Origin of the sequence: Rheinheimera sp., from assembly GCF_030690345.1 — a bacterium.
Taxonomy (GTDB): domain Bacteria; phylum Pseudomonadota; class Gammaproteobacteria; order Enterobacterales; family Alteromonadaceae; genus Alishewanella.
Genome location: NZ_JAUYGV010000008.1, coordinates 340,797 through 366,371, shown reverse-complemented (window position 1 = coordinate 366,371; position 25,575 = coordinate 340,797). Strand labels below are relative to the sequence as shown.

At 51.3% G+C, this 25,575-nt stretch carries 23 protein-coding genes; 10 read left to right on the top strand and 13 right to left on the bottom strand.

Annotation, left to right across the window (positions count from 1 at the left end):
* Positions 1-36: 36 nt before the first annotated feature.
* On the bottom strand, positions 37-801 hold the full coding sequence (locus Q8O77_RS16655) for a hypothetical protein (protein WP_305555840.1): 765 nt from the start codon (positions 799-801) through the stop codon (positions 37-39).
* 395 nt (positions 802-1,196) lie between these two features.
* Between Q8O77_RS16655 and Q8O77_RS16650 the strand changes: the two genes are divergently transcribed.
* The 3 genes from Q8O77_RS16650 to Q8O77_RS16640 all read left to right on the top strand — a co-directional run bounded on the left by Q8O77_RS16650 (position 1,197) and on the right by Q8O77_RS16640 (position 3,893).
* Positions 1,197-1,592, top strand: a complete 396-nt coding sequence (locus Q8O77_RS16650) for a VOC family protein (RefSeq protein WP_305555837.1) — start codon at positions 1,197-1,199, stop codon at positions 1,590-1,592.
* Between the two features lie 267 nt (positions 1,593-1,859).
* Entirely contained in the window at positions 1,860-2,837 is a 978-nt protein-coding gene (locus Q8O77_RS16645) for a DUF1852 domain-containing protein (RefSeq protein ID WP_305555834.1), read from the top strand.
* A 24-nt stretch (positions 2,838-2,861) separates the two neighbouring features.
* Positions 2,862-3,893: a methionine synthase gene (locus Q8O77_RS16640; RefSeq protein ID WP_305555831.1), complete on the top strand. Its 1,032-nt coding sequence runs from the start codon at positions 2,862-2,864 to the stop codon at positions 3,891-3,893.
* Positions 3,894-3,903: 10 nt separating this feature from the next.
* Here the strand turns inward: Q8O77_RS16640 and Q8O77_RS16635 are convergent, their stop codons facing one another.
* Positions 3,904-4,410, bottom strand: a complete 507-nt coding sequence (locus tag Q8O77_RS16635; RefSeq protein WP_305555828.1) for a hypothetical protein — start codon at positions 4,408-4,410, stop codon at positions 3,904-3,906.
* Between the two features lie 329 nt (positions 4,411-4,739).
* Between Q8O77_RS16635 and Q8O77_RS16630 the strand changes: the two genes are divergently transcribed.
* From Q8O77_RS16630 to Q8O77_RS16620, 3 genes are all read left to right on the top strand, one after another.
* Positions 4,740-7,535, top strand: a complete 2,796-nt coding sequence (locus Q8O77_RS16630; protein ID WP_305555825.1) for a TonB-dependent receptor — start codon at positions 4,740-4,742, stop codon at positions 7,533-7,535.
* Between the two features lie 81 nt (positions 7,536-7,616).
* On the top strand, positions 7,617-9,599 hold the full coding sequence (locus Q8O77_RS16625; protein ID WP_305555822.1) for a metallophosphoesterase: 1,983 nt from the start codon (positions 7,617-7,619) through the stop codon (positions 9,597-9,599).
* A 224-nt stretch (positions 9,600-9,823) separates the two neighbouring features.
* Positions 9,824-11,092, top strand: a complete 1,269-nt coding sequence (locus tag Q8O77_RS16620; protein WP_371133513.1) for a methyl-accepting chemotaxis protein — start codon at positions 9,824-9,826, stop codon at positions 11,090-11,092.
* A 61-nt stretch (positions 11,093-11,153) separates the two neighbouring features.
* On the opposite strand, the gene Q8O77_RS16615 is transcribed toward Q8O77_RS16620, so the two are convergent.
* Positions 11,154-11,753 (bottom strand): hypothetical protein, encoded by a 600-nt coding sequence (locus Q8O77_RS16615; protein WP_305555816.1) that lies wholly within the window; start codon positions 11,751-11,753, stop codon positions 11,154-11,156.
* 34 nt (positions 11,754-11,787) lie between these two features.
* On the opposite strand from Q8O77_RS16615, the gene Q8O77_RS16610 reads away from it, so the two are divergent.
* Positions 11,788-12,072, top strand: coding sequence for a hypothetical protein (locus Q8O77_RS16610; RefSeq protein WP_305555813.1), 285 nt, complete (start codon positions 11,788-11,790; stop codon positions 12,070-12,072).
* Here Q8O77_RS16610 and Q8O77_RS16605 read toward each other — a convergent pair.
* Positions 12,023-12,559 carry a nuclear transport factor 2 family protein gene (locus Q8O77_RS16605; RefSeq protein WP_305555810.1) on the bottom strand — a complete coding sequence of 179 codons (537 nt, stop codon included), beginning with the start codon at positions 12,557-12,559 and terminating at the stop codon, positions 12,023-12,025. The two genes, Q8O77_RS16610 and Q8O77_RS16605, sit on opposite strands and share 50 nt — an antisense overlap.
* A gap of 324 nt (positions 12,560-12,883) precedes the next feature.
* On the opposite strand from Q8O77_RS16605, the gene Q8O77_RS16600 reads away from it, so the two are divergent.
* Positions 12,884-14,191 (top strand): aminotransferase class V-fold PLP-dependent enzyme, encoded by a 1,308-nt coding sequence (locus Q8O77_RS16600; protein ID WP_305555807.1) that lies wholly within the window; start codon positions 12,884-12,886, stop codon positions 14,189-14,191.
* A gap of 39 nt (positions 14,192-14,230) precedes the next feature.
* Here the strand turns inward: Q8O77_RS16600 and Q8O77_RS16595 are convergent, their stop codons facing one another.
* A complete protein-coding gene (locus Q8O77_RS16595) occupies positions 14,231-15,274 on the bottom strand; it encodes an oxidoreductase (RefSeq protein WP_305555804.1) in 1,044 nt (347 codons plus the stop codon).
* Between the two features lie 165 nt (positions 15,275-15,439).
* Here Q8O77_RS16595 and lepB point away from each other — a divergent pair, with 165 nt between their 5' ends.
* The gene (gene lepB / locus Q8O77_RS16590) at positions 15,440-16,102 is read left to right on the top strand and encodes a signal peptidase I (protein WP_305555801.1); all 663 of its coding nucleotides are present in this window, start codon (positions 15,440-15,442) and stop codon (positions 16,100-16,102) included.
* 4 nt (positions 16,103-16,106) lie between these two features.
* Here lepB and prmA read toward each other — a convergent pair whose 3' ends face one another.
* The 8 genes from prmA to Q8O77_RS16550 form a co-directional block, all read right to left on the bottom strand.
* Positions 16,107-16,991, bottom strand: a complete 885-nt coding sequence (gene prmA, locus Q8O77_RS16585; RefSeq protein WP_305555798.1) for a 50S ribosomal protein L11 methyltransferase — start codon at positions 16,989-16,991, stop codon at positions 16,107-16,109.
* A gap of 76 nt (positions 16,992-17,067) precedes the next feature.
* Positions 17,068-17,574 (bottom strand): hypothetical protein, encoded by a 507-nt coding sequence (locus tag Q8O77_RS16580; RefSeq protein WP_305555795.1) that lies wholly within the window; start codon positions 17,572-17,574, stop codon positions 17,068-17,070.
* Positions 17,575-17,640: 66 nt separating this feature from the next.
* Positions 17,641-18,924 carry an OmpA family protein gene (locus tag Q8O77_RS16575; protein WP_305555792.1) on the bottom strand — a complete coding sequence of 428 codons (1,284 nt, stop codon included), beginning with the start codon at positions 18,922-18,924 and terminating at the stop codon, positions 17,641-17,643.
* The gene (locus Q8O77_RS16570; protein WP_305555789.1) at positions 18,924-20,441 is read right to left on the bottom strand and encodes a hypothetical protein; all 1,518 of its coding nucleotides are present in this window, start codon (positions 20,439-20,441) and stop codon (positions 18,924-18,926) included. The genes Q8O77_RS16575 and Q8O77_RS16570 overlap by 1 nt, the downstream gene beginning before the upstream one ends.
* Before the next feature lie 166 nt (positions 20,442-20,607).
* Positions 20,608-21,951 carry an acetyl-CoA carboxylase biotin carboxylase subunit gene (gene accC / locus Q8O77_RS16565; RefSeq protein WP_305555786.1) on the bottom strand — a complete coding sequence of 448 codons (1,344 nt, stop codon included), beginning with the start codon at positions 21,949-21,951 and terminating at the stop codon, positions 20,608-20,610.
* A 16-nt stretch (positions 21,952-21,967) separates the two neighbouring features.
* Entirely contained in the window at positions 21,968-22,426 is a 459-nt protein-coding gene (accB, locus tag Q8O77_RS16560; protein WP_305555783.1) for an acetyl-CoA carboxylase biotin carboxyl carrier protein, read from the bottom strand.
* 23 nt (positions 22,427-22,449) lie between these two features.
* Positions 22,450-22,905, bottom strand: coding sequence for a type II 3-dehydroquinate dehydratase (aroQ, locus tag Q8O77_RS16555; protein WP_305555780.1), 456 nt, complete (start codon positions 22,903-22,905; stop codon positions 22,450-22,452).
* A 220-nt stretch (positions 22,906-23,125) separates the two neighbouring features.
* A complete protein-coding gene (locus tag Q8O77_RS16550; RefSeq protein ID WP_305555777.1) occupies positions 23,126-25,051 on the bottom strand; it encodes a protein-disulfide reductase DsbD in 1,926 nt (641 codons plus the stop codon).
* A gap of 188 nt (positions 25,052-25,239) precedes the next feature.
* On the opposite strand from Q8O77_RS16550, the gene Q8O77_RS16545 reads away from it, so the two are divergent.
* Entirely contained in the window at positions 25,240-25,530 is a 291-nt protein-coding gene (locus tag Q8O77_RS16545; RefSeq protein WP_305555774.1) for a co-chaperone GroES, read from the top strand.
* Positions 25,531-25,575 lie beyond the last annotated feature (45 nt).

Genomic DNA, 25,575 nt, shown 5'->3' with positions numbered 1-25,575 from the left:
ATGATGTTGTATCGCTCTTACAAACAAATGATTCGCTTACCGCCAGTGATCGCGAGCTTCATATTCACAAGAAACTCCTTTTCCCCCTTTTCCGCCATTTCCGCCTATACCAGGCTTTCCGTTTTCCCCCGGAAGACCCGCCTTACCGCCAGTTACTTTGGAGATAAATTTCGTTTTGTCTGCCGCCTCACCAAGCTCAAGGTTGATTGTGCCCCCATTACCACCTTTGCCGCCTTTGCCACCACGGCCAGCGTCGCCTCCTTTACCTCCTCGTTCTCCCGCTTTACCTGGTCCTTCGTCAGATTGACGCGTAATTCTGTCCTTAGCATTTCGTCCCTGCGGACCCTGCTGGCCATCACCACCATGCTGGCCTTGTGCGCCATTGCCTCCAATAGCCAACAACGTCACGCTTTGTCCGATATGATTCTCTAAATGCATCATGATGGTTCCAGCGTCTTTGCCGGCGGATCCGTCTTGGCCATTATTTCCTGCGGCACCTAAGGTACGACCATTGTTTGCTCTTAGCGTATGTGGTGCTCCATGTCCGCCAGACACATCAATAGTTATTGTAGAAGGAGTTCGGAGAGTTCTGGTATTGATCGAAATGACTTTCCCGGGTGACTGTATATTTTCAATGAGGGTGAGATCGTAGGCCTGAATGTAGAGGTTTTTTCTGCCCCAGGTGCTGGGATCAAATTTGGGCATTGAAAATGACGTTCCGGTAATGAATATGTCGTGCTCCGATTCCTCAACGAAAAAATCAGATTCTCGCACGACATCCAATTTTAGATGAGCTGTCATTACACTTCCTTGTTTAGTGGAAATTCTTGAATTTCAGGATAGGAGGTGTATCTCATCTGGTCAATTATTAAACAGTTGAAAATAGTAAATGCCCAAGCTGCAGATAGGTTACTCTAAAGATTAAATTGGAATAACCAATACGAGAATATGCATTTCTAAAATTGCGCTACTACTCGCATTGAATTAGTTTTACTAAGTGTAAGGGATTCAGAAGCACACCGAACGCAACTGACGTATAAATATAAAACTCAGTTGGCGTAGTGTCTAGAATAGTGGTAGCGATTAAATCTTTACTTTCCCCATCCGACTAACTAACGTGAGTCAATCACTGCTACCTATACTGCAGCAACATCAGCTGGCTGTGGCAGGGTATTGCCAATTTTAGGAGCAACACGATGAAATTTAACCCGGTAGTGCACTTTGAAATTTATGTCGACGATATGCCGCGCGCCAAAGCGTTTTATCAGGCGCTGTTTGATATCAAGCTGGAACACATGCCATCACCCACGCCGGAGGTTGAGATGGACATGTGGTTCTTCCCGATGGATAAAGAAAACGGCATGAGTTATTACGGTGCCGGCGGTAGCCTGGTGAAGATGGCTGGTTTTACTCCCGGCTGCGGTGGCACTTTGGTGTATTTTGGCTGCGAGGATTGTGCGGTGCAGGCTGATCGTGCAGCAGCCAATGGCGGCAGTATACAGCAGGCGAAAATGTCTATTGGTGAACATGGTTTTTGCGCCGTAGTGCGCGACTGTGAGGGCAATTTAATCGGCCTGCACTCGATGACATAAGTTAGCTAATGCAATTACATATCAGCCGCCCCCTTTTACTCAGGGGGCATCACTTCCGCGAGCTTTTTATGCTGCCAACAGCAGCGTGCGATATCCCGCCATCGCGCTGTTAAGCGTTCGAAATGCATTAACTATGACTTCTGCTCATGGGTTAATGAAATAATATCATTTTTATTCATGCAGCCCCGGGTGTACAAATTACGCATGGCTTTAAGTCTAGACGTCTGGATGTTTTCGGCGGCAGATTAGCAAAGGGGATAGCAGAGCATGAAGAACAACGATTTCAGTTTTACCATTAAGCGTATCCGGTTCGATGAACATTATCAGCCGGCGGACAGTACCCGTATCACCACCAACTTCGCTAACCTGGCACGAGGTGAGTGCCGCCAGCAGAATTTGCGTAACGCTTTAACGATGATTAACAACCGTTTTAATGCGTTAGCGCAATGGGATAACCCCAAGGGCGATCGTTACTCTGTCGAGCTGGACATCGTTTCGGTTGATGTCGATATTGCCGGCAATGGCGATAGCTTCCCGTCGATTGAAGTATTAAAAACCAATATTGTTGATCATAAAACCAACGAGCGCATTGAAGGCATAGTGGGCAATAACTTTTCCTCCTACGTGCGGGACTATGATTTTAGCGTATTGCTGCTGGAGCATAATAAGCAGCAAGCGCAATTCAGCATTCCGCAAAATTTTGGCGAGCTGCATGGCAAGCTGTTTAAATATTTTGTTAACTCAAATGCTTACAAGCAGCACTTTAACAAGCCGCCGGTTATCTGCCTGAGTGTGTCGGATAACAAAACCTATCAGCGTACGGAAAACCAGCATCCGGTATTGGGGGTGGAGTACCTGGCAAACGAATCGTCGTTAACCGAACAGTATTTTAAAAAGATGGGCTTGCAGGTGCGCTATTTTATGCCACCAAACAGCGTGGCGCCTTTGGCCTTCCATTTCGTTGGTGACTTACTTAACGATTACACCAACCTTGAGCTGATTAGCACCATCAGCACCATGGAAACCTTTCAAAAGATTTACCGGCCGGAGATTTATAACGCCAATGCGGTTGCAGGCAAAAGCTATAAACCGGATTTAAAAAATTCGGATCATTCCATTACGCAAATTGTGTATGACCGCGAAGAGCGCAGCAAGTTAGCTATAGCCCAGGGCCGGTTTGCTGAAGAGCACTTTATTAAACCGCACCGGGCAACGCTGGAACAATGGTCGGCTAACTTCGCTTAATTAATAATCCGGATAATACTAACTATGAAAACACTTTTACCTACCTCAACGGCCGGTAGTTTGCCTAAACCATCCTGGCTGGCACAGCCGGAAACACTGTGGTCACCGTGGAAATTACAGGGTGACGAACTGGCTGATGGCAAGCAGGATGCGCTGCGGCTGGCATTGCAACAGCAGCAACGCTCAGGCATTGATATTGTTAGTGACGGCGAGCAAAGCCGGCAACACTTTGTCACCACCTTTATAGAGCATTTAAGCGGCGTGGATTTTAACCAGCGTAAGACGGTCAGAATTCGTAACCGCTATGATGCCAGTGTGCCAACGATAGTGGGCCCGGTGTCGCGGCCAAAGCCGGTGTTTGTCGACGATGCTAAATTTTTACGCGCGCAAACCAGCCAGCCGATAAAATGGGCGCTGCCCGGGCCGATGACGATGATCGACACCCTGTACGATGACCACTATAAAAGCCGCGAACAACTGGCGTGGGAATTTGCCAAAATACTGAACCAAGAAGCCAAAGACCTGGAGGCCGCCGGTGTGGATATTATTCAGTTTGATGAGCCGGCCTTTAATGTGTTTTTTGATGAGGTAAATGAGTGGGGCATTAAGTGTTTAGAGCGCGCCATCGAAGGGCTTAAATGCGAAACGGCAGTACATATTTGCTATGGCTATGGCATTAAAGCCAATACCGATTGGAAGAAAACCCTGGGTTCGGAGTGGCGGCAATACGAAGAAATTTTCCCCAAACTGCAACAATCCAATATCGATATTATATCCTTGGAGTGTCACAACTCGCGGGTGCCGCTTGAGCTGCTGCAGCTTATCCGCGGTAAAAAAGTGATGGTAGGTGCCATTGATGTGGCAACCGATAGCATAGAAACCGCAGAAGAAGTGGCGGCAACGCTGAGAAAAGCACTGCAATATGTCGATGCTGACAAGCTTTACCCCTGCACTAACTGCGGTATGGCACCGTTATCGCGCGAGGTTGCCAGCGGCAAGTTAAATGCTCTGGCAGCAGGGGCGCAAATTGTACGCAATGAATTACTGGCCGGGTAACTAACGGCTGTTACAAAAACAGCTTTTGCTCTTTATCGGTTGCCGCCGTTAGCTGATATTGCTGTACGGCATTTACTGTTTGCTGCTCGCGCTCTTTAGCCTCGCGGTTGCGGTTGGCTTCTGCTATTAAGCCTTCGAGGGCTTTACCCAGTTTATCCAGCTTGGCATCTAAGGCGGCTATTTTACCGTCGCGCTGCGGGCTTTGTGGTTGTTGTTGCAGGGCGTCTTTTTCGGCCTGCGCCTCTTCTATCTTCTGCTGTATTTCATCGTACTTTTGTTTATCCAGGCCGATGCGGTTGGCCAGCATTTGCTCCATCAGCTGAGTTAAAAACGCCTCTTGCTGTTTGCTGGTTTCATCCTGCTGCTGTGGCGCTTGCTGCGTTGCCGGTGTCGCCGCTGGCGTGGCAATAGCGGCAATTTCTTGCCGCGCTGCGCTGTTGTCGGCAGCTTCTGTTTCGGGTTTTAACAGCTGATACTGTAGTTGGTAGTTATTAATACTAAGGCCTGACACTGTCATAGGATGCGCTCCGCTAAGGTAGGGTTGTTGCCTGTACCGAAATAAAGCAGAAACTATGCCAACCCGGGCTGCGGCCTACCCGCTGCGCTGTAACCGGTTACTTATGGCTTATTGCTGTCGCAAATCATTAATCTGGCTGTAAAAAAAGCATCACACAGCTGCTGTAGCGTAACCGCGTTCCTGATAGCAGGACGCAGTGCCACGCTGTTAAGTTTAATTGTGCTGGCGCAGGAGCAGACAACAGCAAATCCGATAATAACCGTGCGCGCCAAGCCGGGTTGCTATAACAGCGGCTGGGCCGGCGATAGCTATTAGCAGTGGGTAAACACATGCAGTCCTCTATTAAACACAACGACATCAGCAAGTTAAACAAAACACTATTAAGCCGTGCCGTGCAGCAGATATTGCTGGGTGGTGCGTTGGCCGTAGCCGCAGCACCGCTGCTGGCGCAAACAGCAGATAACAATACAGAACAAGCGGTGGAAGTGATTTCGGTCACCGGCAGCTACAGCCGCAGCCTGGAACAGGCAGTCGATTTGAAAAAGTCGAATATCGGCTTTTCTGATTCTGTTGTTGCCACCGACGTGGCCGATTTCCCTGAGCAAAACCTCGCCGAAGCGCTGCAGCGTATGCCGGGCGTTACCATAGAGCGCAACAAGGGCCTGGGCAGTAAAATAAACGTGCGCAGTTTGCCAAGTGAATTTACTCATGTGTCTATCAACAACCTTGCGACAGCCTCGGGCAGTGGTGGCCGTGATGTTGAGTTTGATATTTTTGCCTCGGAAATTATTCAAAGCGTCACGGTGCAAAAATCGCCAACGGCAGCAGATGAAGAAGGCGGTATCGCAGGCTCAGTAATGATATCTACCGCGCGGCCGTTTGATTACAGCGAGCGCAAACTGATTGTGTCGGCCGAAGGCGCACATAACTCTATTTCCGAAGAAGTTGACCCTAAGTTCTCCTTTTTAGCCAGCGATACTTTTGGGGATTGGGGCGCGTTAGTGTCGTTCTCCAAAGCCAGCCGCACTAACAGAACCGATTCGAACTCCGGCATTAACTTCCGGCCGATGGGGCGCTTTTTGGAAGCCACAGGGCCACGCTCTGATCAAGCTGCCGCGGTGCTGGAACGTGATGCCGGTGTAGTGGTAAGCGACCGCAGCGATAAAAACGAAACCAACCGGATTATTTTTCAGGATAAAGTCGGCGACCGTTTGTACCTGAATGACCAGGATAAGTGGGGCGCTACCGCGTCGCTGCAGTACAAGCCCGGCAATGATTTCAGCCTGACCTTTGATGCGATGAAAGGCGGCTACGATGTAACCGAAGATGAGTACGATGCCGCGGCGTATACCGCGTCGAGCCGCAGTACGCTGGAAACTATTCACGATTATGATGACACTACTTTGGCGCAGTACGGCATTATTGTGCTGACCGATGTGTCTTACAGCGCTACCCAGCACGAGTTTTTAAGCAAACAGCGTATTAATAACACCGATTACTCACAGTACAGCCTGGCACTGGACTGGCAAACCCATGGCTGGGATATCAACGGCCTGGTAGGCTTTTCCGGTGCAGAAAAATCACAGGATTACGCCAACCTGAAACACGTGGCCTATGCGCCGTCAAGTAGCCGCTGGACTGCTAACGGCGGCGAAACGGTTGTTAGCGCTAACCCTGGCAGTATTGATATGTACAACTCGCCGGACAGCTACCTGTTTGAGGCATATGAGACTGAGCTGGAGCAGGTTAGCGACGATAAATATGCAGCCCAGCTTGATTTTAAAAAGTCACTTGAGCTGACCTTTATGCCGGCACTGAGCAGCGTGCAGTTTGGCGTGCGTTATACCGATAAATCGAAACAGCGCCAGTTTGGCGGTGTTAAAATTCAGGGCCCGGCGGCGGGTGATGCGTCCTGGGTTAACAGCAGAACTATGGCCGACAGCGAACTGCAATGGGTAACTGACATAGTACCCGGTGGTGCGTACAAGGCGAAAGATTTGAACTGGATGCAGGTATCAAATGATTATGCCCGTAGCACCTTCCGTTATGCCGGTTTTAGCACGCCGTTTAATGATGGCGACTATTATCGCGTAGATGAAGAAGCACTGAGCCTGTATGCGATGGCCAACCTGGATTTTGACCTGGCCGGTAAACCGGTAACCCTGAATGCCGGGGTGCGGGCCGTAGATACTTCTGTGTTGTCATTTGGTTACCACCAGGTGCAGAACGAAGATGGCTCTAACGGTTACACCGATACGCCGATCTCAAAAGAAGGCAGCTATACCGATGTGCTGCCGAGCCTGAATATGACGGTAGAGATTTTGGATGATGTGCTGTTTCGCGCTGCAGCGTCTGAAACCCTGATGCGCCCGGCACTGACCAATATTGCCTATAAACGCTCTGTCAGCTGGAATGAGTTCCGTTTTACCGACGGCAACCCGGATCTGCAGCCTACCTATGCTAAGCAATGGGAAGCCGGACTGGAATGGTATCTGCAGAATGGCGGTATTCTGGCGGTATCTTATTTCTGGAAAGATATCGAAGGCGTGGTACGGCAAGAGCTGACCGGTGTGGTTGAAGATGTAGAAAAACGCAATGCCAACGGTACCTTAGATGGTTACTACGACTTTGATGTTTATCAGCCGGTTAATGCTGATGGCTCTTATAAAGTCACCGGATTAGAGCTGATAGCGCAACTACCGCTCAGCATGTTGCATCCGCGGTTGGACGGCTTTGGTATCAATGCTAACTACACCATGCTGGATAACTCCTTAACCGGCTCATCCGGTTTGGATATTCCTACGCCGCCGGAAGGCCTGGCCGACAGTACTTACAACTTTACGCTGTATTATGAGAATGACCGTTTCGATGCGCGCATCTCTTATAACTACAAAGATAAGTATGTTGAAGTAATTGAACGTAACTTATACCCGGTGTACCGCGATGCTTATGGCCAAACCGATATCGCCATTGGTTATAACCTGACCGACAATATTAAACTGAGCTTAAAAGGTATTAATATTACCGATGAAGCCACCACAGGTTATACCTTAACGCCGCAGTTCCCGGTAATGAACGAGTTCTCCGGACGCCGTATCAGCTTAGGCATCCGCGCAGATTTCTAAGCCACGCCGGCCGGTACTGCAGTTCACGCTGCAGTGCCGGCTGTTTTATTGGCGAGCTTTTTTGGTAAACAAGGTTAGCTTATGTCACTGAGCCCCCGTGTCAGCCCTATGCTGGCGCTGTTAATGAGCTTTAGCAGCCTGGCCGCCACCCCTGTTCCGGACAACAACGCCGCGCAAGAGCTGCAAATTGCCTTTATGCCGGACATTCATTTTCACGATATTTACGCCAGTTTCCGCGATGGCGCCTTTGCCGGTTTGCCTGATGGCGTAAGCGGTAAGCATGCCACTATCCGCACTATGGCGGCCCAGCTTCAATCGACGCGATTATTTAACGAAAACTACTTTGCCCTGCTGGCTGCACTGGATGATGCGGCCGCGCGCGGCGTTAAGCTGATAGCGCTGCCGGGCGACTTCAGCGACGATGGCCAGCCGCTGCATATCCGTGGCCTGGCGGCTATTTTGCAGCACTACAGCCAGACTTACGGCATGCAGTTTTTTGCCGCTCCCGGTAACCACGACCCGGTGCGGCCCTTTAGCCGCCCGGCCGGTAAAAGCGATTATTTAGGCGCCGGCGGTTACCCGCAGCCAATTTACAGCCCGGGTAGTGCGGCGTGCTCTGCTAAATTGCCGGCAGTACAAAGCCACACCCCACTGCGTACTATTTGCAGCGACGAGGTAAAAGAGCTGGGCTATCAAGAGATTATGGCGCAGCTGGCCCCCTTTGGTTTTCAGCCGCAGCCCGATTATCTGTATTGGGAAACGCCGTACAGTAGTTACAGCGAGCTTAATTACAACGTTAAGCTGGCCGGCGAGCAGGCTGCTTACAGCCGGCGTCAGTATGAAATATGCCGCCAGGGCACCGGCGGGCGCTATAAACAGCCCGGTTACAGCCAGTGCAGCAGCGTGCCCGACAGCAGTTACTTAGTAGAGCCGGTAGAAGGTGTCTGGTTGCTGGCAATAGATGCCAATGTGTATATACCGCAGGCCGATGGCAAGGGTTATGCCGGGGCCGGCAATGCCGGTTATAACCGCATGTTTAGCCATAAAACTCAGGTAACCGACTGGATAGCGCAGGTGGTGCAGCGCGCTGCACAAGCCGGTAAAACGCTGATTGCCTTTAGCCACTACCCGATGACAGAATTTTATAATGGCCAGTCTGATGCGATAGCCGCGCAATTTGGCGCCGACAGTTTTCAGCTGGCACGCCGCCCGGCCGACAGCGTAACTAACTTGCTGGCGGCTACCGGCTTAAAGCTGCATATTGGCGGCCATATGCATTTCAACGACACCGGCATTAGCAAAAGCGCGGATGGCAAGGTGCTGGTGAATGTGCAGGCACCGTCGCTGGCCGCTTATGTGCCGGCGTATAAACTGGTGAGTATTAAGCCGCAGCACAAAGTGGCGGTGCAAACGGTGGTGCTGGAGGATGTTCCGCGCTACAACGAGCTGTTTGTGCATTATCAGCAGGAACATGACACCCTGACAAAACAGGGTGCGCCGTTGTGGAACAAGGCGATTTTAACGGCAAAAAACTACCGTGAGTTTACCAACTGGCATCTGAGAGAATTAACGCGGCAACGTTTTTTACCGCAAGACTGGCCGGCGCCGCTGCGCGAAGCGCTGTTGGCCTTAGATGGCCGGCAAATGCTGCTGTTATCGCAATGGCAAAATTTACCGCCGTTAGCGCAGCTGCCGGCTGAGCTGGCAACAATGCAACAAAGCCCAAATTGGCAGCAGGCGTTAAAGGCTGCCGATACCCTGGCACGGGATGCCGGCTTTACGCTGCAGCAGTTTGCCGGCTGGAGTGGCTTTGATTTAGCGCTGGATTTTTACCGGCTGCGCAATGCCGGCAGCCTGGCGTTGCATGACATCAGTCCGCAGCGGCTGGCGCAGTATCAGTTGCTTACCCGTGTACTGGCGGCCAAAGCTGCAACCGACAGCAGCGGCTTCGCCCGGCAGTTTGGCGGTGTGTTTCAACTGCTGCAGGCCTTTAGCCACGGCGAAAACGATATGCACTTTATGCTGGATTTAAGCAACGGCAGCCTTAGCGGGCTTAGCCAATAATTAAACTACGTATATTAAATCTGCTTAAACACACTGGCGGGGATACCCGCCGGTTTTAGCCTTTTTGTCTTTCCTGCTGATCAAAAGTGAAGGTCGCACCGTATTGGTTGCTCACTGCGTACCAATATCATGTTGTTTCTATTTCAACCAAAATTCGCTGGTTTGTATCAGAACACGCTGCTTAAATCGGGAAAATCATGTTTAACAAACAGTTAAAAGCTCAGTTGTTGTCTGCACAAACGGATTTAGCATATAAAAACGCAGTAATCGCTGCGGTACGCAATAGTGTTGCTCTGGTCGAATTTAGCGCCGACGGCGTTATTCAGGATGCTAATCCGTTGTTTCTTGATGTCGTGGGTTATCCGCTTGAGCAGATCAAAGGGCAGCGTCATTCGATGTTTTGTGAAAGTGCTTATGCCAACAGTGGTGAATACCGGGCATTTTGGCAGTCTTTGGGCCGTGGCGAGGCTAAACAGGGTACTTTTTTGCGTAAAACCAACGGTGGCAAAAAAATATGGCTGGAGGCCACCTATTTCCCGGTGCGGGACGATAGTGGCAAAGTGCGCTCAGTGATGAAGATAGCTTACGATGTAACCCGGCAAACACTGGAAGCTGATGAGCAAAAAGCGATTTATGCCTCGATAGATCAGGCAATGGCGGTAATTGAATTTATGCCAGATGGTCACATTGTTAGTGCTAATAAAAATTTTCTGCAGTCTATGGGTTATAGGCTGGAGCAAATTCAGCATAAACATCATCGCATGTTCTGTGAAGACAGTTTCTACCGTGAAAACCCCGACTTCTGGAGTAAGCTGGCGCAGGGTAAGGTCAGTTCCGGTAAGTTTAAACGGGTTGATGCCCGCGGTAATGAAGTATGGCTGGAGGCAACCTACAACCCGGTATTGGATGCGCAGGGCAAGGTACACAAGGTGATTAAGTTTGCTACATTGATCACCAACCGCGTGATGCAGGCAATGCGCACCCGCGAAGCTGCCCGCATAGCCCATGAAACCGCGACAGAAACTTTTAATGTGGCAGAGCAGGGCAAATTGCATATTGCCTCGTCTACTGCGCTGGCGGCAGAAATTTCAGCCACTGTGTTGCAAACCGATAGCGTGATCCAGAGTTTGAATGAGCAGGCAAAAGAAATTGCCAATATGGTGAGCATTATCCGCAGCGTGGCAGAGCAAACGAATCTGCTGGCATTAAATGCGGCGATTGAAGCCGCCAGAGCCGGCGAAGCAGGCCGCGGTTTTGCCGTGGTAGCAGATGAAGTCAGGCAACTGGCATCCAGAACCAGCCAGGCCACCAGTGATATTTCCAGTGTTGTCAGCAGAAACCTTGAAGTCACGCAAAATGTGCTGCAGGCCATTAATTCCATTGACGGTTTAAGTAAACAAAACAGCGATAAAATTAACCGGTTGTCGGCGATCATCGACGATATTGAACACGGTGCACAGCGGGTAGTTGAATCAGTATCAGCTATTCATTAAGCAGCACAGCCCGGCAGTGCACACTGCCGGGCCGGTTTATCTTGTGCCGGTTTGATACGGCTCACTCAACATATATTTCCTTGCCCAATGCTAATTTATACGCGTCGGTTTTTGCGGCGCAGCTGGCATATAGTCGCTCCAGGATCTGTATATCGGCGGTGTTTTGTTGTTTAAGTGCTACGGTTTGCTCGGCCAGTGGCAGTAAATTTGGTGCCGGTTCTTCGCCTTTCAGATAAAACAGCACTGAGGCTGCGCTGGTATTAGCTGCGCCGGCCTCGTTCAGAGCTGTTAGCAGGTTTTCGCTGGCATCGCCGCACACTGTGCGTAGCACCGGCCAGGGGCTATCTACTATGTCAGCCAGCAGGTCGTCGGCAGTAAAGGTTTTACACAGCGCGGTGACTTCGCTGCTGATTTGCTGTTCTGCTTTACCCTGCTGCCAACCCTGATAGGCCAGGGCAATCAGCTTAGCGCCTGCACTGCTTGGTAAGCGGCCGAGACGCTCTGTGGTCATATTCAGCGGATGGCCCATCTCCAGCCAGGTTTGGGCACCGTAAACCGCAGAGGGGGTGTCGATAGCGCATTGATCAAATTGCGCCAGTGCCATTAGCGGGCAGCACAGCAACGGCAGCAAATACAGGTTACGCAGGGCAAAGCGGGGCATAGTAACAATCCTTATTTAATATCAGGGCGCTTCAGTGTTAGCTATAACGTTTGAATTGGCAATATGCGCCGCTATGCTGCAGCGCGCTGAACAAGCAGGTAAAACGCTGATTGTCTTTAGCCACTACCCGATGACAGAGTTTTATAATGGCCAGTCGGATGCTATAGCCGCGCAATTTGACGCCGACAGTTTTCAGCAGGCATGGCGTCCAGCGGACAGCGTAACTAACTTGCTGGCGGCTACCGGTTTAAAGCGAAATACCCAAGACGTTATGGTGCTTCAGGTTTCACCCTGTTTAGCAGCTCGTCATAGCGGCTAAGGTCAAGAAAGGCAATAACTTCTGTTGCCTGTAGCCCTTTCATCCGGAAGATCCAGACATAACTGTTGTGATAGGGCAGGCCATCTTTAGCGGTGCCGGTGCCATCCCAGTGGATTATTACATCATTACCCTGCGCCCAGATATCACGCACAGTAGGCTTTAACGGGCCTGCCATCCGTTCGGTAAAGGGCTTTACTGCACGGTTAATGAAGTCGTCGCGGCCATGGTAACTGCCGGCGGCCGGACCGGAACCTTTAATGGTCCAAACAACATCGGGTGCCAGCATATCGGTGAAAAAGCTGCTGCCACCATCAGCCCAATCGGTAAATGCCTGACTGACAAGCTGCCTATTTTGCCCGGTTATTTGAGCCGGTGTTTGCGCTGCCGCCGCAGGCATAACCATTAAAGCTGCGCATAGCGAAACAGCTACACCTAAATCGCGGGTAACGCCGGCAATAAACCAGGCTATTGCTGCTGAGATCGTCATAAAATAGCTCTCTGTTGATTAGGGTCATGCTAATCAGCATGGCATCGACGATGCGGTGACAAGTAGAACAATAGTATTGCGATATTGCCCAATCCTATTTTTGTTTTCTGGTAATAGTTCGCTGAATAAAACCAACCGGAGAGATACTTGCAAGCTACCGGCTAAAGGTTTGCTTTCCTTAAAAAGGTATTTCCTTAAAAGTATTGCAGGAAGCAGTAATTGAAGGGTATTCACGCTGAGAAAAAAATCGCTGTGCTTATTGATGCAGAAAATGCGCTCAGCGAATGCACTATACTGAGTGAAATTTAACCATAGGTGGTTAAGATGAAACGGCGTGAATTTCTGACAAAAACCTCATTGGCTGTGGGCAGCAGCATACTGCCATTGTCTGCTTTGCTGCAGGCCGGTGCTGAACCCGGCACTGCCGCCACGCTGGTAAAAGCCGCAGACTGGTCTGGCTTACGCAAACTGTTTGCCCTGAGTTATGACTATATCCATCTGGCCACGTTTTTACTGGCCTCGCACCCCAAACCGGTTGCTGAAGCGATAGAGCGGCACCGGCGGGCTTTTGATGTTAATCCGGCCGATTACTGGCATCAGCACTTTATGACCATAGACGGTGAAGTGGCCGCGGCTGCGGCAGAGTATATGGGCGGCACGGCCGGGCAAATTGCGCTGACCGACAGTACCACTATGGGGTTGGCCCTGGTATACAGTGGCCTGACGTTACGGCCGGGTGATGAAATTCTGCAAACGGTGCACGACCATTATTCAACGGATTTATCTTTACAACTACGGGCTGAGCGCACCGGTGCTACGGTGCGGCGGGTGGCGTTGTATGATAAGCCCTCACAGGTATCGGTTGATGAGGTACTAAGTAAGTTAAAAGCGGCTATTACGCCGGCTACTAAAGTAGTGGCGGTAACCTGGGTGCATTCGTGCAATGGCGTTAAACTGCCGATCCGTGCTATGGCCGATTTGCTGGCTGAGCAAAATAAACAGCGCACCGAGGCTGATCAGCTGCTGTTTTGCGTTGATGGCGTACATGGTTTTGGTATCGAGGATGTTGATGTATCAACGCTGGGCTGTGATTTTTTTATCGCCGGCACGCACAAATGGCTGTTTGGCCCGCGCGGCACCGGCGTTATCTGGGGCAGTGATAAAGGTTGGGCGCAGTGCAAAGCGGTGATCCCAAGCTTCAGCCGTTCCTATGATGTTTGGCTGGGAGGTAGTACACAGGACCAGGTGCCGGTTGGTGAGCATATGACGCCGGGCGGTTTTCACTCGTTTGAACATCGCTGGGCCTTGCCGGAGGCGTTCAAGCTGCATTTGCAGCTGGGTAAAGCCAATGTGCAGCAGCGTATTCACCAATTAAACAGCCTGACCAAACAAGGGCTGCAGCAAATAAAAGGTGTAACCCTGCATACGCCGGTGTCGGCTGAACTGTCATCAGGTATGGTCTGTTTTGATTACAAAGATATGGCGCCGGACGATGTAGTAAAAGCGCTGCATGCCAAAGGCATTATTATCAGCAGTACGCCATACCGGAAATCGTATGCCCGTTTTGCGCCCAGCCTGATTAATAACGAGCAGGAAATTTCCCGTACCCTGGCAGCGTTGAGCACACTGTAACACCGGCTTTGCTTTAGCCGGTGCAGTTTTAAAACGGCGTTATGTTGCGCCAACCGCTAAGGTTTTGCCTACAGCGGCGGATTGCTCCGCCAGCTCCAACAGTTGCATTACGCTGCAGGCTGGCTGCGGCGGTACCGGGTTGGGGCCTTTGCCCTGTATGGCGGCAACAATGGCGGCATAATAATGTTGATAACAGCCCACTGCCGGGCTGTAAGGCGTAACCTGCTCTGCCTGATAAAGTAAGCCGGGTTGGGGTTCGATACCCCAACCGGCATCGGCCGGTGTTAAGCCTTGTTTGAGCTGTTCTTCCTGAATATCCAGACCAAACTTTTGCCAGCTGCCATGTTGAGCCTGCAGCGTAAAGCGCGCCGATGGTGCGGCGGCCAACATAGAGGCACCGAGGGTGACACTAAAGTGGCCGTAATCCAGTAACACCGAGAACCAGTCTGTCGCTGTGGCATCCGGCCGTAGGGTTTTTAAGCTGGCCGTAATGCTGCGTGGCAGGCCAAATAATACCAGGCTTTGGTCCAGCAGGTGCGGGCCTAAATCGAACCATAAACCGGCACCCGGGCCAGCTTGTTCACGCCAGCGCTGACGCACCTGTGGCCGGAAGCGATCAAAGCGTGATTCTAAATGCGCCACCTGGCCCAACTGTCCGCTGTTTAGCAGGTGCTGCAGGCTGAGAAAATCGGCATCAAAGCGGCGGTTATGAAATACCGATAACAATAGTTTTTGCTCTGTAGCCAGCGCCGTTAACGCTTTGGCTTCGTTAAACGTAAGCGCAAAGGGTTTATCTACCACTACGTGCTTACCGGCGCGCAGTGCCAACTCTGCTAAAGGTGCATGGCTGTCATTCGGGCTGGCAATAACCACCAGATCAATCTGCGGCTGCTGCACGGCGGCTTGATAGTCAGCCAATACTGTTACGTTCGCGCCCAATTGTTGCTTAACCTGCGCGACTTGCGATGACGCCACATGTGTCAGCTTAATGCCCGGGGTTGCCTGTAACAGCGGGGCGTGAAAGGTTTTACCGGCATAACCATAGCCTACCAGCAGGGTTCGAAGTTCAGAGGATGTTGGCATACAAAGCTCAGCCAGATTAATACTGGCTGCTACTTTGCGAAAATAACCGCCGCAGTGCAACCGCAAGGCACAAATTATGTAGTGGCTATAACAACTTTAACTGCGGGCCTGAACTCTGTGGCCGGGCGCGGGTCTTACCGTGCAGGTTACTTAACGGAGTAAGTCATGAGCAAAATCAAACAACTGTGGCGTGATAACCGCAGCATTATCCTGTGTTTAAGCCTGATGTTTGTGTTTCGCAGTGCCGTAGCGGATTGGAATGATGTGCCTACCGGCTCTATGCAACCGACTATTCAGATTGGCGATCGTATTTTGGTGAATAAAATGGCCTATGATCTGCGCCTGCCGTTTACCACCACGTCTTTAATTAAGCGCGCTGATCCCAAGCGGGGCGATATTGTTATTTTTGCCTCGGAAGCGGCCGACAACCGGCTGGTAAAGCGCGTGATAGGTGTGCCGGGCGATATAGTGGCGATGCAGCACAATGTGGTAAGTATTAACGGCGAGCCACTGGCCTATAGCGGTGCCGACCTTACTACAGACACGACGGAGGATGGCAGCCGGTTGCTGACCGAGCAATTGGGTAGCATTGCTCACACCGTTAAGCTGGCGCCCTTTGCCAGCGGCCGCGACAGTTTTAATGCGGTAAAAGTACCTGATGGCCATTATCTGGTTCTGGGTGATAACCGCGATAACAGTGCCGACTCACGTGTAATCGGCTTTGTACCACGGCACGAAATTGTCGGGCGCGCCGGTAAGGTGTTGTTCTCTTTAGACTATGACAACTACTATTTACCCCGCAGCGAGCGTTTTCTCGCCGCGTTGTAACGTACTAACCGTGTTTGCGTGCGCTCAGGCGCACCCATTCATCCTGCACGGCGATGGGGTCGAAGCTGAACTCGTCGCTGTACGCATCTATAACGCTTTGCGCCTGGCTTTGTAAAATACCCGACAGTGCCAGTTGGCCACCGGGTTTCACATAAGCACTGATAATGTGCTTCAGCTCTGCCAGTGGGCCGGCGAGGATATTCGCCACCACCACATCGGCCTGAAAATCTTTTGGTTGGTCTTTAGGTAAATACAGTTCTATCAGGCCTTCGACATTGTTACGCTTGGCATTAGCGCTGCTGGCTTCTATTGCCTGCGGGTCGATATCAACGCCAATCACCCGTTTAGCGCCGAGCTTTAATGCCGCTATGCCTAAAATACCGGAGCCGCAGCCAAAATCGACTACCGTCTGCTCGCTCTGAATCGTTGCATCCAGCCACTGCATACACAGCGCCGTAGTAGGGTGGGTGCCGGTGCCGAATGCCAGCCCGGGGTCCAACATCACGTTTACCGCGGTTGGATCAGGGATATCGCGCCAGCTGGGGCACACCCACAGCCGGTTGCCGAATTTAATCGGGTGGAAGTTATCCATCCACTCGCGCTCCCAGTCTTTATCTTCCAACTGCTCCAACTTGTAATCAACGCCATCTTTAAAAAACGACACCTGCTGTAACTGCTTTACCACCTTATCCATCGGATGCTCAGCGTCAAACAGACCCACCACCACGGTGTTAGTCCAGTAGATCACTTCGCCCGGCATCGGCTCGTAAATAGGGGTGTCATGTGCATCAAGAAAACTTACTGCCTGGGCGCCCCAGCCCATCAGCATATCGCTGACCTGTTCGGCTTTTTCTTCAGTGGTGCTAACGCGCAGTTGGATCCAGGGCATAATCAATCTCTAAGGCAGCAAAAGAGCCGGCATTCTACCTGAAAACCCGGCGTTTCGCAGCTTGCTGCCACCAGGATTAAAACTGAAACTGGCTAAATATCGCCTCAGCCACGTGCAGTAGGCGGGTTTTACGTTGCGCTTTTTGCTGCGGGCTCTCAGTGCGCACCGGATGAGCGCTGAGCAGGATAAAAGCAGTTTCGTTATTGTTGTTGGCAAAGATAAACAGCTGCAGTTTGTCTTTACGTAAAATGGCGCTAACGGCTTGTTGGCTGGTCGGCAACTGTTCAAAGCGGCCACTGCCATACTGGCTGATCTGTTGCAGCATAGCGTCACGCTCAGCATTGATTGCCGTGGCATTTGCCTGGCTGCGAATACTGATAGTTAGCAAGGGCGTTTGCGCGCTATTGCTGAATTTACAACTGGTTGCGCTATTGCTGGTACTGGCAGTAGCATGGCGATCTGTGCCCAGCAGTTGCTGCCACTGCCCGTCACTGAACCAGTTACACGGTGATTCGTTCAGTGCCCGGGCCCAATTATCCCAATTAAAGCCAGCTGGCTGCCCGGCCAGTATTGGCAGAGACATACACAGTAGCGCTGTGTTGATTACTGTGCTGATTATTAGGGCGCGCAATAGCATAGTTGTCTCCTGTCAGCGTTTTAACCGGCTGCCCGGTTTGATCAGTAAATCTACCCGACGGTTTAGGGCGCGGCCCGCCTCATCATCATTGCTGGCTACCGGCCTGCTTTCGCCATAACCTTTGATACTGACTTGCGCAGCCGGCAGCTTCAGTCCTGGTGCCAGATATTGCCACACGGCTTTAGCCCGTTGTTCAGACAATAGCTTGTTATCGCTGTCTGAGCCGGTGCTGTCGGTATGGCCTTCAACGGTGACGCGGATATCCGGGCCATAGGCCGCTACTTTCTCCAATAGCTCTTCCAGCGCAGCTTGTGCCTCAGGTTTTAACTGGTATTGGCCTATATCAAACAGCAGGGCGCTGTCCAGCGACAGGCGGATCTCTGCGCCGACAGCGGCAATGGCATCAATGTCGGCACCGCTGTGCATGCCGCCACAGCTTGTGCCGGCGTTACGCAGCCGGACATAGTTATAGTGCTCACCGGCTGCGACCAGGCCATTAATATCAACATCAGAGCGGGCACCTTCAATCACGCCTACTTCCAGCCAATTACTGCCATCCTGTGAGATAGCCAGTTCGGTTTTTTCGACAAAGGGACCGACTTCAAAAATGTATAAATCCGGCCCGGCAACGTCTACCAGCACATTGTCGGTAAACTGAGTGATTAACTCGCCGTTGCAACCGATAGAAATAAAGTCGGGGCTTTTGGTGCTGCGATAATCCGGCTCACCCAGTGCCTTATCCGGATTGTTAAACGGGATTTTCGACGGCTTTTCACCCGCGGTAAAAGACACGACGCGGTCGGCAAACGACAGCTCTGCCAGTGGCAGGCAAATTTCACGTTTACCGGCGCCATACACCAGGCCCGGGCAATCATCGCTTTGCCGCCCACCGACTACACTGGGTTGTTGCTCTGCTTCACGTTGCTCCAGTATTTTGCGAATATGAGTGGCATTCACCTTACCTTTGTTGGTTTGTGCCACCATTTGTGCCACTTCTTCGGCGCTGAATTGTGCAGTGGCGCCGGCTTGCTCCAGCTCGTTCGCAAAGTTGCGGCCATGTTTAGTCAGGCTGCCACCGGCGTCGGTAATCAGTTGCTCCAGCTCTGCCGTGGTCAGCGGTGTTATATCGCCCTCTGCTGCCAGTTCCAGCGCCTGCTTAGCGCCCGGTGTAATCTCCAGCAGGCGTTGTGTATTGGCTTTTAGCGGATGAGGCTTAGCCGGCGCAGACTGGTCTGGCTGTTGTGCAGCAGCGGAAACGCTAAGCAGGAGTAACACTAAATAAAATCGCAGAGGCATTAGTCGCTCCTTTTATAGCTGGTGGCCATAGTATTGTAGAAAAAGATACCGGCAGTCTGGCGCCACATAGGGTTATTGTTAAAGTCGGTTTCGCACTGGCCCACCCGATCCAAAATGTCACTGAGCGTAGTGTTTAGCTCGGGCAGTTTGGTGTCATAGGCTTGTTTGGTTTTTTCAAATGACTGGTTTATCGCGTATTTTTGCCCGGCCCAGGCATTTTCCAACAGCGTATGCGGCTTGGGCACTTTATCACCCAGGGTAATGGCATTACTAACATAGTCTTTGGTGCTGCGGTAAATTACCCGTAGTTTTTCATACACCAGCAAGTGATTCTCCAAATCGGCCAGCGGTTGGGCGTAACATTGCTGACAGCGCTCGAAGTTTTGCCACTGTGCATCGCCATCGCGGACAATGCCGTCACCTTCTATTTGCGGCGGCTTGCAGCTTAGCGGCAGCGCCGGTAAGTTAGCTGCATCCGGCTCATTGTCACGATCTTGCTCCAGCAGCAGACGCAGCCGCTCCAGCTCAGCACGGTTAGCACTGACTTGTGCTGACAGCGCCTCTACGTGCTGTTCTGCAGCGGCAATGCGTTGCTGATAGCTGCTTTCTGAGCCAGGTGGGGTAGTGTCACCCGGCTCCGGCTTGTCCTTATCGTTGCCGGTTTGCTGTGTATCTTTGTCCTGGTCTTTATCTTTATCAGCTCTGCTACCGGCGCTGGCGTCTTTGTTTTTATCTACAGTAACATCTGCCGGTTTAGCGTCTTTGGGGATATCAAAAGGATTGTTGGGAACCGGCTCTGCTTGTTCAACCGGTGGCTTGTCGTCTTTATCCTGCGCGCTTAGCGGTGGGGCAGGCAACAAGCCTGTGATGACAAGGCTGATGGCGAGCACGGCAGCTGAAGCGGCAGGTTTACGCAGTAGTTTTAGCAGCAGCACCACAATAACCAGTAACAGCACCACAATAGCGATATACCACCACGGTGTGCCGCCTTGTTTGTTGTCGGCCGGCTTTGTGCTGCTGGTCGCCGTGCTATCCGGTGGCGTGTAAAAACTAACCAGTGGTTTTACCACCGGTTCGCCTTGCCACAACAGCAATGTGGCTTTAGTGCTGCCGTTGGCTTGCGGTTTGATGCGAATACCAACATCGCCGTAAGCGCGGCCATCAAAGCGGAATAAACCTTGCTGTAGTGCAGCCTGATATTCGGCATTGATCCAGCTTAAGCGGTGCAGAGAGATGTTGGCGGGCAGGTTGGTATCTTCAGCGATTAACTGCACAGACAATGGCGCAGCCGGGTTTAAGCCGCGCACAAAAAAGCGTTGTTCTGTATCGGCGGATAGTGTCAGCGCCTTTTTATGCCAGCGGCCGGGTTTACCGCTCACTTCAGTCAGTTTTAACTGTACCGCTTTGGTTTTATCTCCCGGTGCCGCCATGGGTTCGGCAGATGCCACCAGGCTAAGGTTTAATAAGGCCAGGCTCAGCAGGCAAGGCATGCACCAGCGACGGAGTGTTTCAGTCATAGATCCTCCCTGACAATAACAAGCTTAAGCCGCTTAACAGTAGTGCAGGTTAACCTTTTTGTCACAGCGAAATGGCCGGGGAATTTCAAAGTTGCTGATATCTAAAGCAAAAGAAAACCGCCGTTACCGGCGGTTTTTTACATAACAGAACCAAACGCTTAGCGGATTATTTAATACCCAGCTTATGTTCCAGATAGTGGATATTGGTGCCGCCTTTGCAGAAGCCTTCATCGCGCATAATGTCTTTATGCAGCGGGATGTTGGTTTTAATGCCTTCTACCAGCAATTCGTCCAGCGCGTTACGCATCCGGGCGATAGCAATATCACGGGTTTCGCCGTAAGTAATCAGCTTGCCCACCATCGAATCGTAGTTTGGCGGCACGGTGTACTCAGCATAGATGTGCGAATCCCAGCGAATACCATTGCCCCCGGCAGGGTGAAAGCGGGTAATTTTACCCGGCGATGGCATAAAGGTTTTCGGATCTTCAGCGTTAATACGGCATTCCACGGCATGGCCGCGAATAATGATATCTTCCTGCTTCAGGGTCAGCGGCATGCCGGAGGCAATACGCAGCTGCTCTTTAATCAGGTCGACACCGCTGATCATTTCGGTTACCGGGTGTTCTACCTGAATCCGGGTGTTCATCTCAATAAAGAAGAACTCGCCGTTTTCAAACAAGAATTCGAAGGTACCGGCGCCGCGATAATTCATCACCTTACAGGCATCAACACAGCGGCCGCCGATAAAGGCGCGCAGCTCGGGTGTAATACCCGGTGCCGGTGCTTCTTCTACCACTTTCTGGTGGCGGCGCTGCATAGAACAGTCACGCTCACCTAAGTGAATGGCATTGCCCTGGCCATCGGCTAATACCTGAATTTCGATATGACGCGGGTTTTCCAGGAATTTCTCCATGTACACCATGTCATTACCAAAAGCGGCTTTTGCTTCAGCTTTGGTCATTTCGATAGAGCTAACCAGCTCTTCTTCGCTACGAACCACGCGCATACCACGGCCACCGCCGCCGCCGGCGGCTTTAACGATAATCGGATAACCGATACGTTTAGCAATGATTTTGTTGGTGGCTGCATCGTCACCTACTGCGCCGTCGGAGCCCGGCACACAAGGTACACCGGCTTTTTTCATCGCTTCAATGGCTGATACTTTATCGCCCATTAAGCGGATAGAATCCGGATGCGGGCCGATAAACACCAGGCCGCTTTCTTCTACCTGTTGGGCAAAGTCAGCGCGCTCAGCTAAAAAGCCGTAGCCCGGGTGAATCGCCTGAGCGTTAGTCACTTCAGCGGCGGCAATTAACGCCGGAATATTTAAATAGCTTTGTGGTGAGGGCGCCGGGCCAATACAAATGGTTTCGTCGGCCAGCAGCACATGCTTTAAATTACGGTCTACCGTGGAGTGCACAGCCACCGTTTTAATACCCAGTTCTTTACATGCACGCAGTATGCGCAGTGCAATTTCGCCGCGGTTGGCAATCAGTACTTTTTCTAGCATCAGTCTGCCTTTTGCGTTATTCAATCACAAAGAGTGGCTGGTCAAATTCAACCGGCTCGCCGTTTTCTACCAGAATTTCTTTGATCACACCGGCCTTGTCAGACTGGATCTGGTTCATCATTTTCATCGCTTCAACAATACACAGCGTATCGCCTACTTTGACGCTTTGGCCCACTTCAACGAAGTTCTTCGCAGTAGGTGAGGCGGCGCGGTAGAAGGAACCTACCATAGGTGATTTAACCACATGACCGCTGACAGCGGCCGGGGCAGCAGCTGCCGGTGCTGCGGCAGGCGCAGCGGCCGGTGCCGGCGCATATTGCTGTGGCGCCGGAGCGTATTGCTGCATAGGCGCATATTGCGGTGTCGGGCCGTTACGGCTGATGCGCACTGACTCTTCGCCTTCGGTGATCTCAAGCTCGTTAATACCAGATTCTTCTAACAGCTCGATCAATTTTTTAATCTTTCTAATATCCATGTCTTCTTAGCCTGATTTAGTTATTACTGTTTGGTTGTTTGTAACGCTGCTACCGCCGCATCAAGTGCGTAGTGATAACCTTTGGCCCCCAGACCACAGATCACCCCTTTGGCGATATCAGATAAATACGAGTGCCGGCGGAATGCTTCGCGGGCATGTACATTAGATAAATGTACTTCAATAAAAGGTATGGCTACTGCCAGCAGCGCATCACGAATCGCCACGCTGGTATGAGTAAAAGCACCGGGGTTAATCAGGATATAATCCTGTTGGCCGAGGCTTTGTTGAATGGCAGTCACCAGGTCGTGTTCGGCGTTCGATTGTAAATGTGTCAGTTCGACACTTTTCGCCGCTGCCTGTTCCGTCAGGTCGGTAATAATCTGTTGCAGAGTGGCTGAACCATATACCGCCGGTTCACGCACGCCCAACATATTCAGGTTAGGGCCGTTCAACACTAAAATTCGATAAGTTGCCGCCATTTGTGCGTTATTCCCGCTAATTGTTTTGATCCGGCACTATCTTGCCAAAGCTAAGTGCGAATTGCATCTGTTTGACAAAATTCTGTCGTACGCAGAGCCGTTAGCTTAACAATAGCGACTTATTATAGTGAAATCGTGACAAATCGCAGCAAAATACTGGTCTTATCAGCCGGGAGGCAGGTGGCAGTAGGCGGCGCCGGAAGAAAGCGCCGCCACAAAGTTACTGTTGCAGTTGTTGCAGGTGGGCGGCGAAGTCGGTAGCGTTCATAAAACCGGTAACCCGGGCACTGCTGAGCTCTTCACCTTGCGGGCTGAAAAACAGCAGAGTGGGCAGGCCCAATACCTGGTAGTTATCCAGTAGTGCCTGGTCTTTACGCGTCATCTTAGTAACATCGACTTTAATCAGCTGCATATTTTGCATCTGCGCCTGCACTTCGGCTTTAGGGAAGGTTAGGTGTTCAAACTCTTTACAGGCAATGCACCAATCCGCATATAAGTCGACCAGGGTAAAGCGCTCGCCGCTGGCGGCAATCTTCTGCTGTAATTCCTCCAGCGAGCCCACCAGCTCAAAGCCTTGCTGTTGGTTGGCGTTAACTACCGCGCCAATTGCGGCCGGGGCAGGCCACCAGTATCGTACATTTAGCATAACGGCGCCAATTAGCAGTACCTGGCCGATAATCAGCACTGCAGCTTTAGCCGTGGCATTGTTTAAAGTAAACAGAGTGCGGTACAGGTAAATAACAAAACACAGCAGTAGCAATGAGCCCGCTGCTAACACATAGTCAAACGGCAGCATCCGCTCCAGCAGAATTAACGGCACAGCCAGCAGCAGGAAGCCAAAGGCGGTTTTTACCGCGTTCATCCAGTTGCCGGCTTTGGGCAGCAATTTGCCGCCGGAGCTGCCCAGCAGCAATAAGGGTAACCCCATGCCCAGGCTTAAGATATACAGCGTTACGGCGCCCAGCAGTAAGTCGCCGCTTTGTGCCACATACAACAAGGCAGCCGATAACGGTGCTGTGGTGCAGGGCGAGGCGATAAGGCCTGACAGCGCGCCCATGGTAAAGGCGCCTTTATGCGAGCCACCTTGCTGGTTATTACTGACTTTGCTGATTTTTTCCTGCCAGGCGGATGGCAGGCTGAGATTAAATACCCCAAACATTGCCAGCGCCAGCAGCACGAAAATCACACTGGCGACAATTAATACTGAGGGGTGCTGCATATAGCCCTGGAAGCGCACGCCTAAACTGGCTACCACTAAACCTAAAGCCGAGTACGTAATAGCCATACCCTGCACATAAGAGAACGACAGCGTAAAGGCGCGTTTATTGGATAACTGCTTACCCTGGCCGACGATAATGCTGGTTAAAATGGGGTACATCGGAAACACGCAGGGCGTAAACGCTAAACCTAAACCAAGTAAAAAGAAGCCGGCCAGGGTAGCTAATCCGGCGCCGTCACTCAGTTTAGCCGCCAGGGTGTTTTGGCTTGATACCGGTGTATTGCTTTGACCATCGGCGCTGCTGCCTGCACTGTTGCCTGCGGCAGCGTCTGCTGCAGTCAGGGTAGATAACGGCAGCTCTTTGGTTACCGGTGGGTAGCATAAGCCGGCTTCGGCGCAGCCCATATACTGAATCTTAAATACCGCATCTTCGCTGACGTCGGTCAGCGGTATACGAAGCGTTAGCTGATGGTAATACACTTCACTGACGCCGAAGAATTCATCTTCAATTGTCATGGCTGCCGGGTAAGTGGGATGGGAAAAACTGACTGCAATGCCGCCAAATTTCAGTTTATCTTTGTACAGATAATAGCCGTCGGCAATGGTCCAGCTAATCAGTAACTCATCCTGCTGTTGCACAAAGTCAAACACAAAGGCTTGTTCAACCGGCAAAAACTCATCATTAGCCTGCAGCAGGCTGTTAAGCACTGAATTTTGTTGTGCCTGCGCCGGCGGCAGTGCCAGCAGGGTGAACCAGAGTAAAAATGGCAGAAAAAACACTTTATACATCAGCTTATACTTCCTCTTAAACGCCTCAGCGTTGTCATGCCGCCAGACTAACATGTGTTGGCTGTAGCGTAACAGTCCGGCAATAGCCCGGCACATAGTACGGTAATAGTGGCAACCCGGCTTAGTGGCTGCGTTCATTTACACTTTTGCACAGACCAGATGCACAGCCGTGTTATTTCAACCGCGCTAAAATTAGCCGGCAAATCTTAAGGCAAGATGAAGAAATTTTAATTTTGCCCTTGGGTTTTTTTCCCGGCTGCCCCATATACCGACCAGACAATTTAACACCCATGTTAAAACACAAAAATAGCTTTAGGAGATAGAGCATGAATATTCGTCCATTACATGATCGTGTCATCATCAAACGTTTAGAAGCTGAAAGCAAATCAGCAGGTGGCATCGTCTTAACCGGCGCTTCAGCGGAAAAATCAAGCCGTGGTGAAGTGGTCGCTGTTGGCAATGGCCGCGTGTTAGACAACGGTGAGATCAAACCGTTAGACGTTAAAGTTGGCGATAAAGTGCTGTTCGGCGCCTATGTAGAGCGCACCGAAAAGGTTGATGGCCAGGAATATGTAATCACCAAAGAAGACAATATCTTAGGTGTGATCTTAGGCTAACTTTACCCGAACTGTTCAACGTATTAACCGAATTAAAGGATCAAG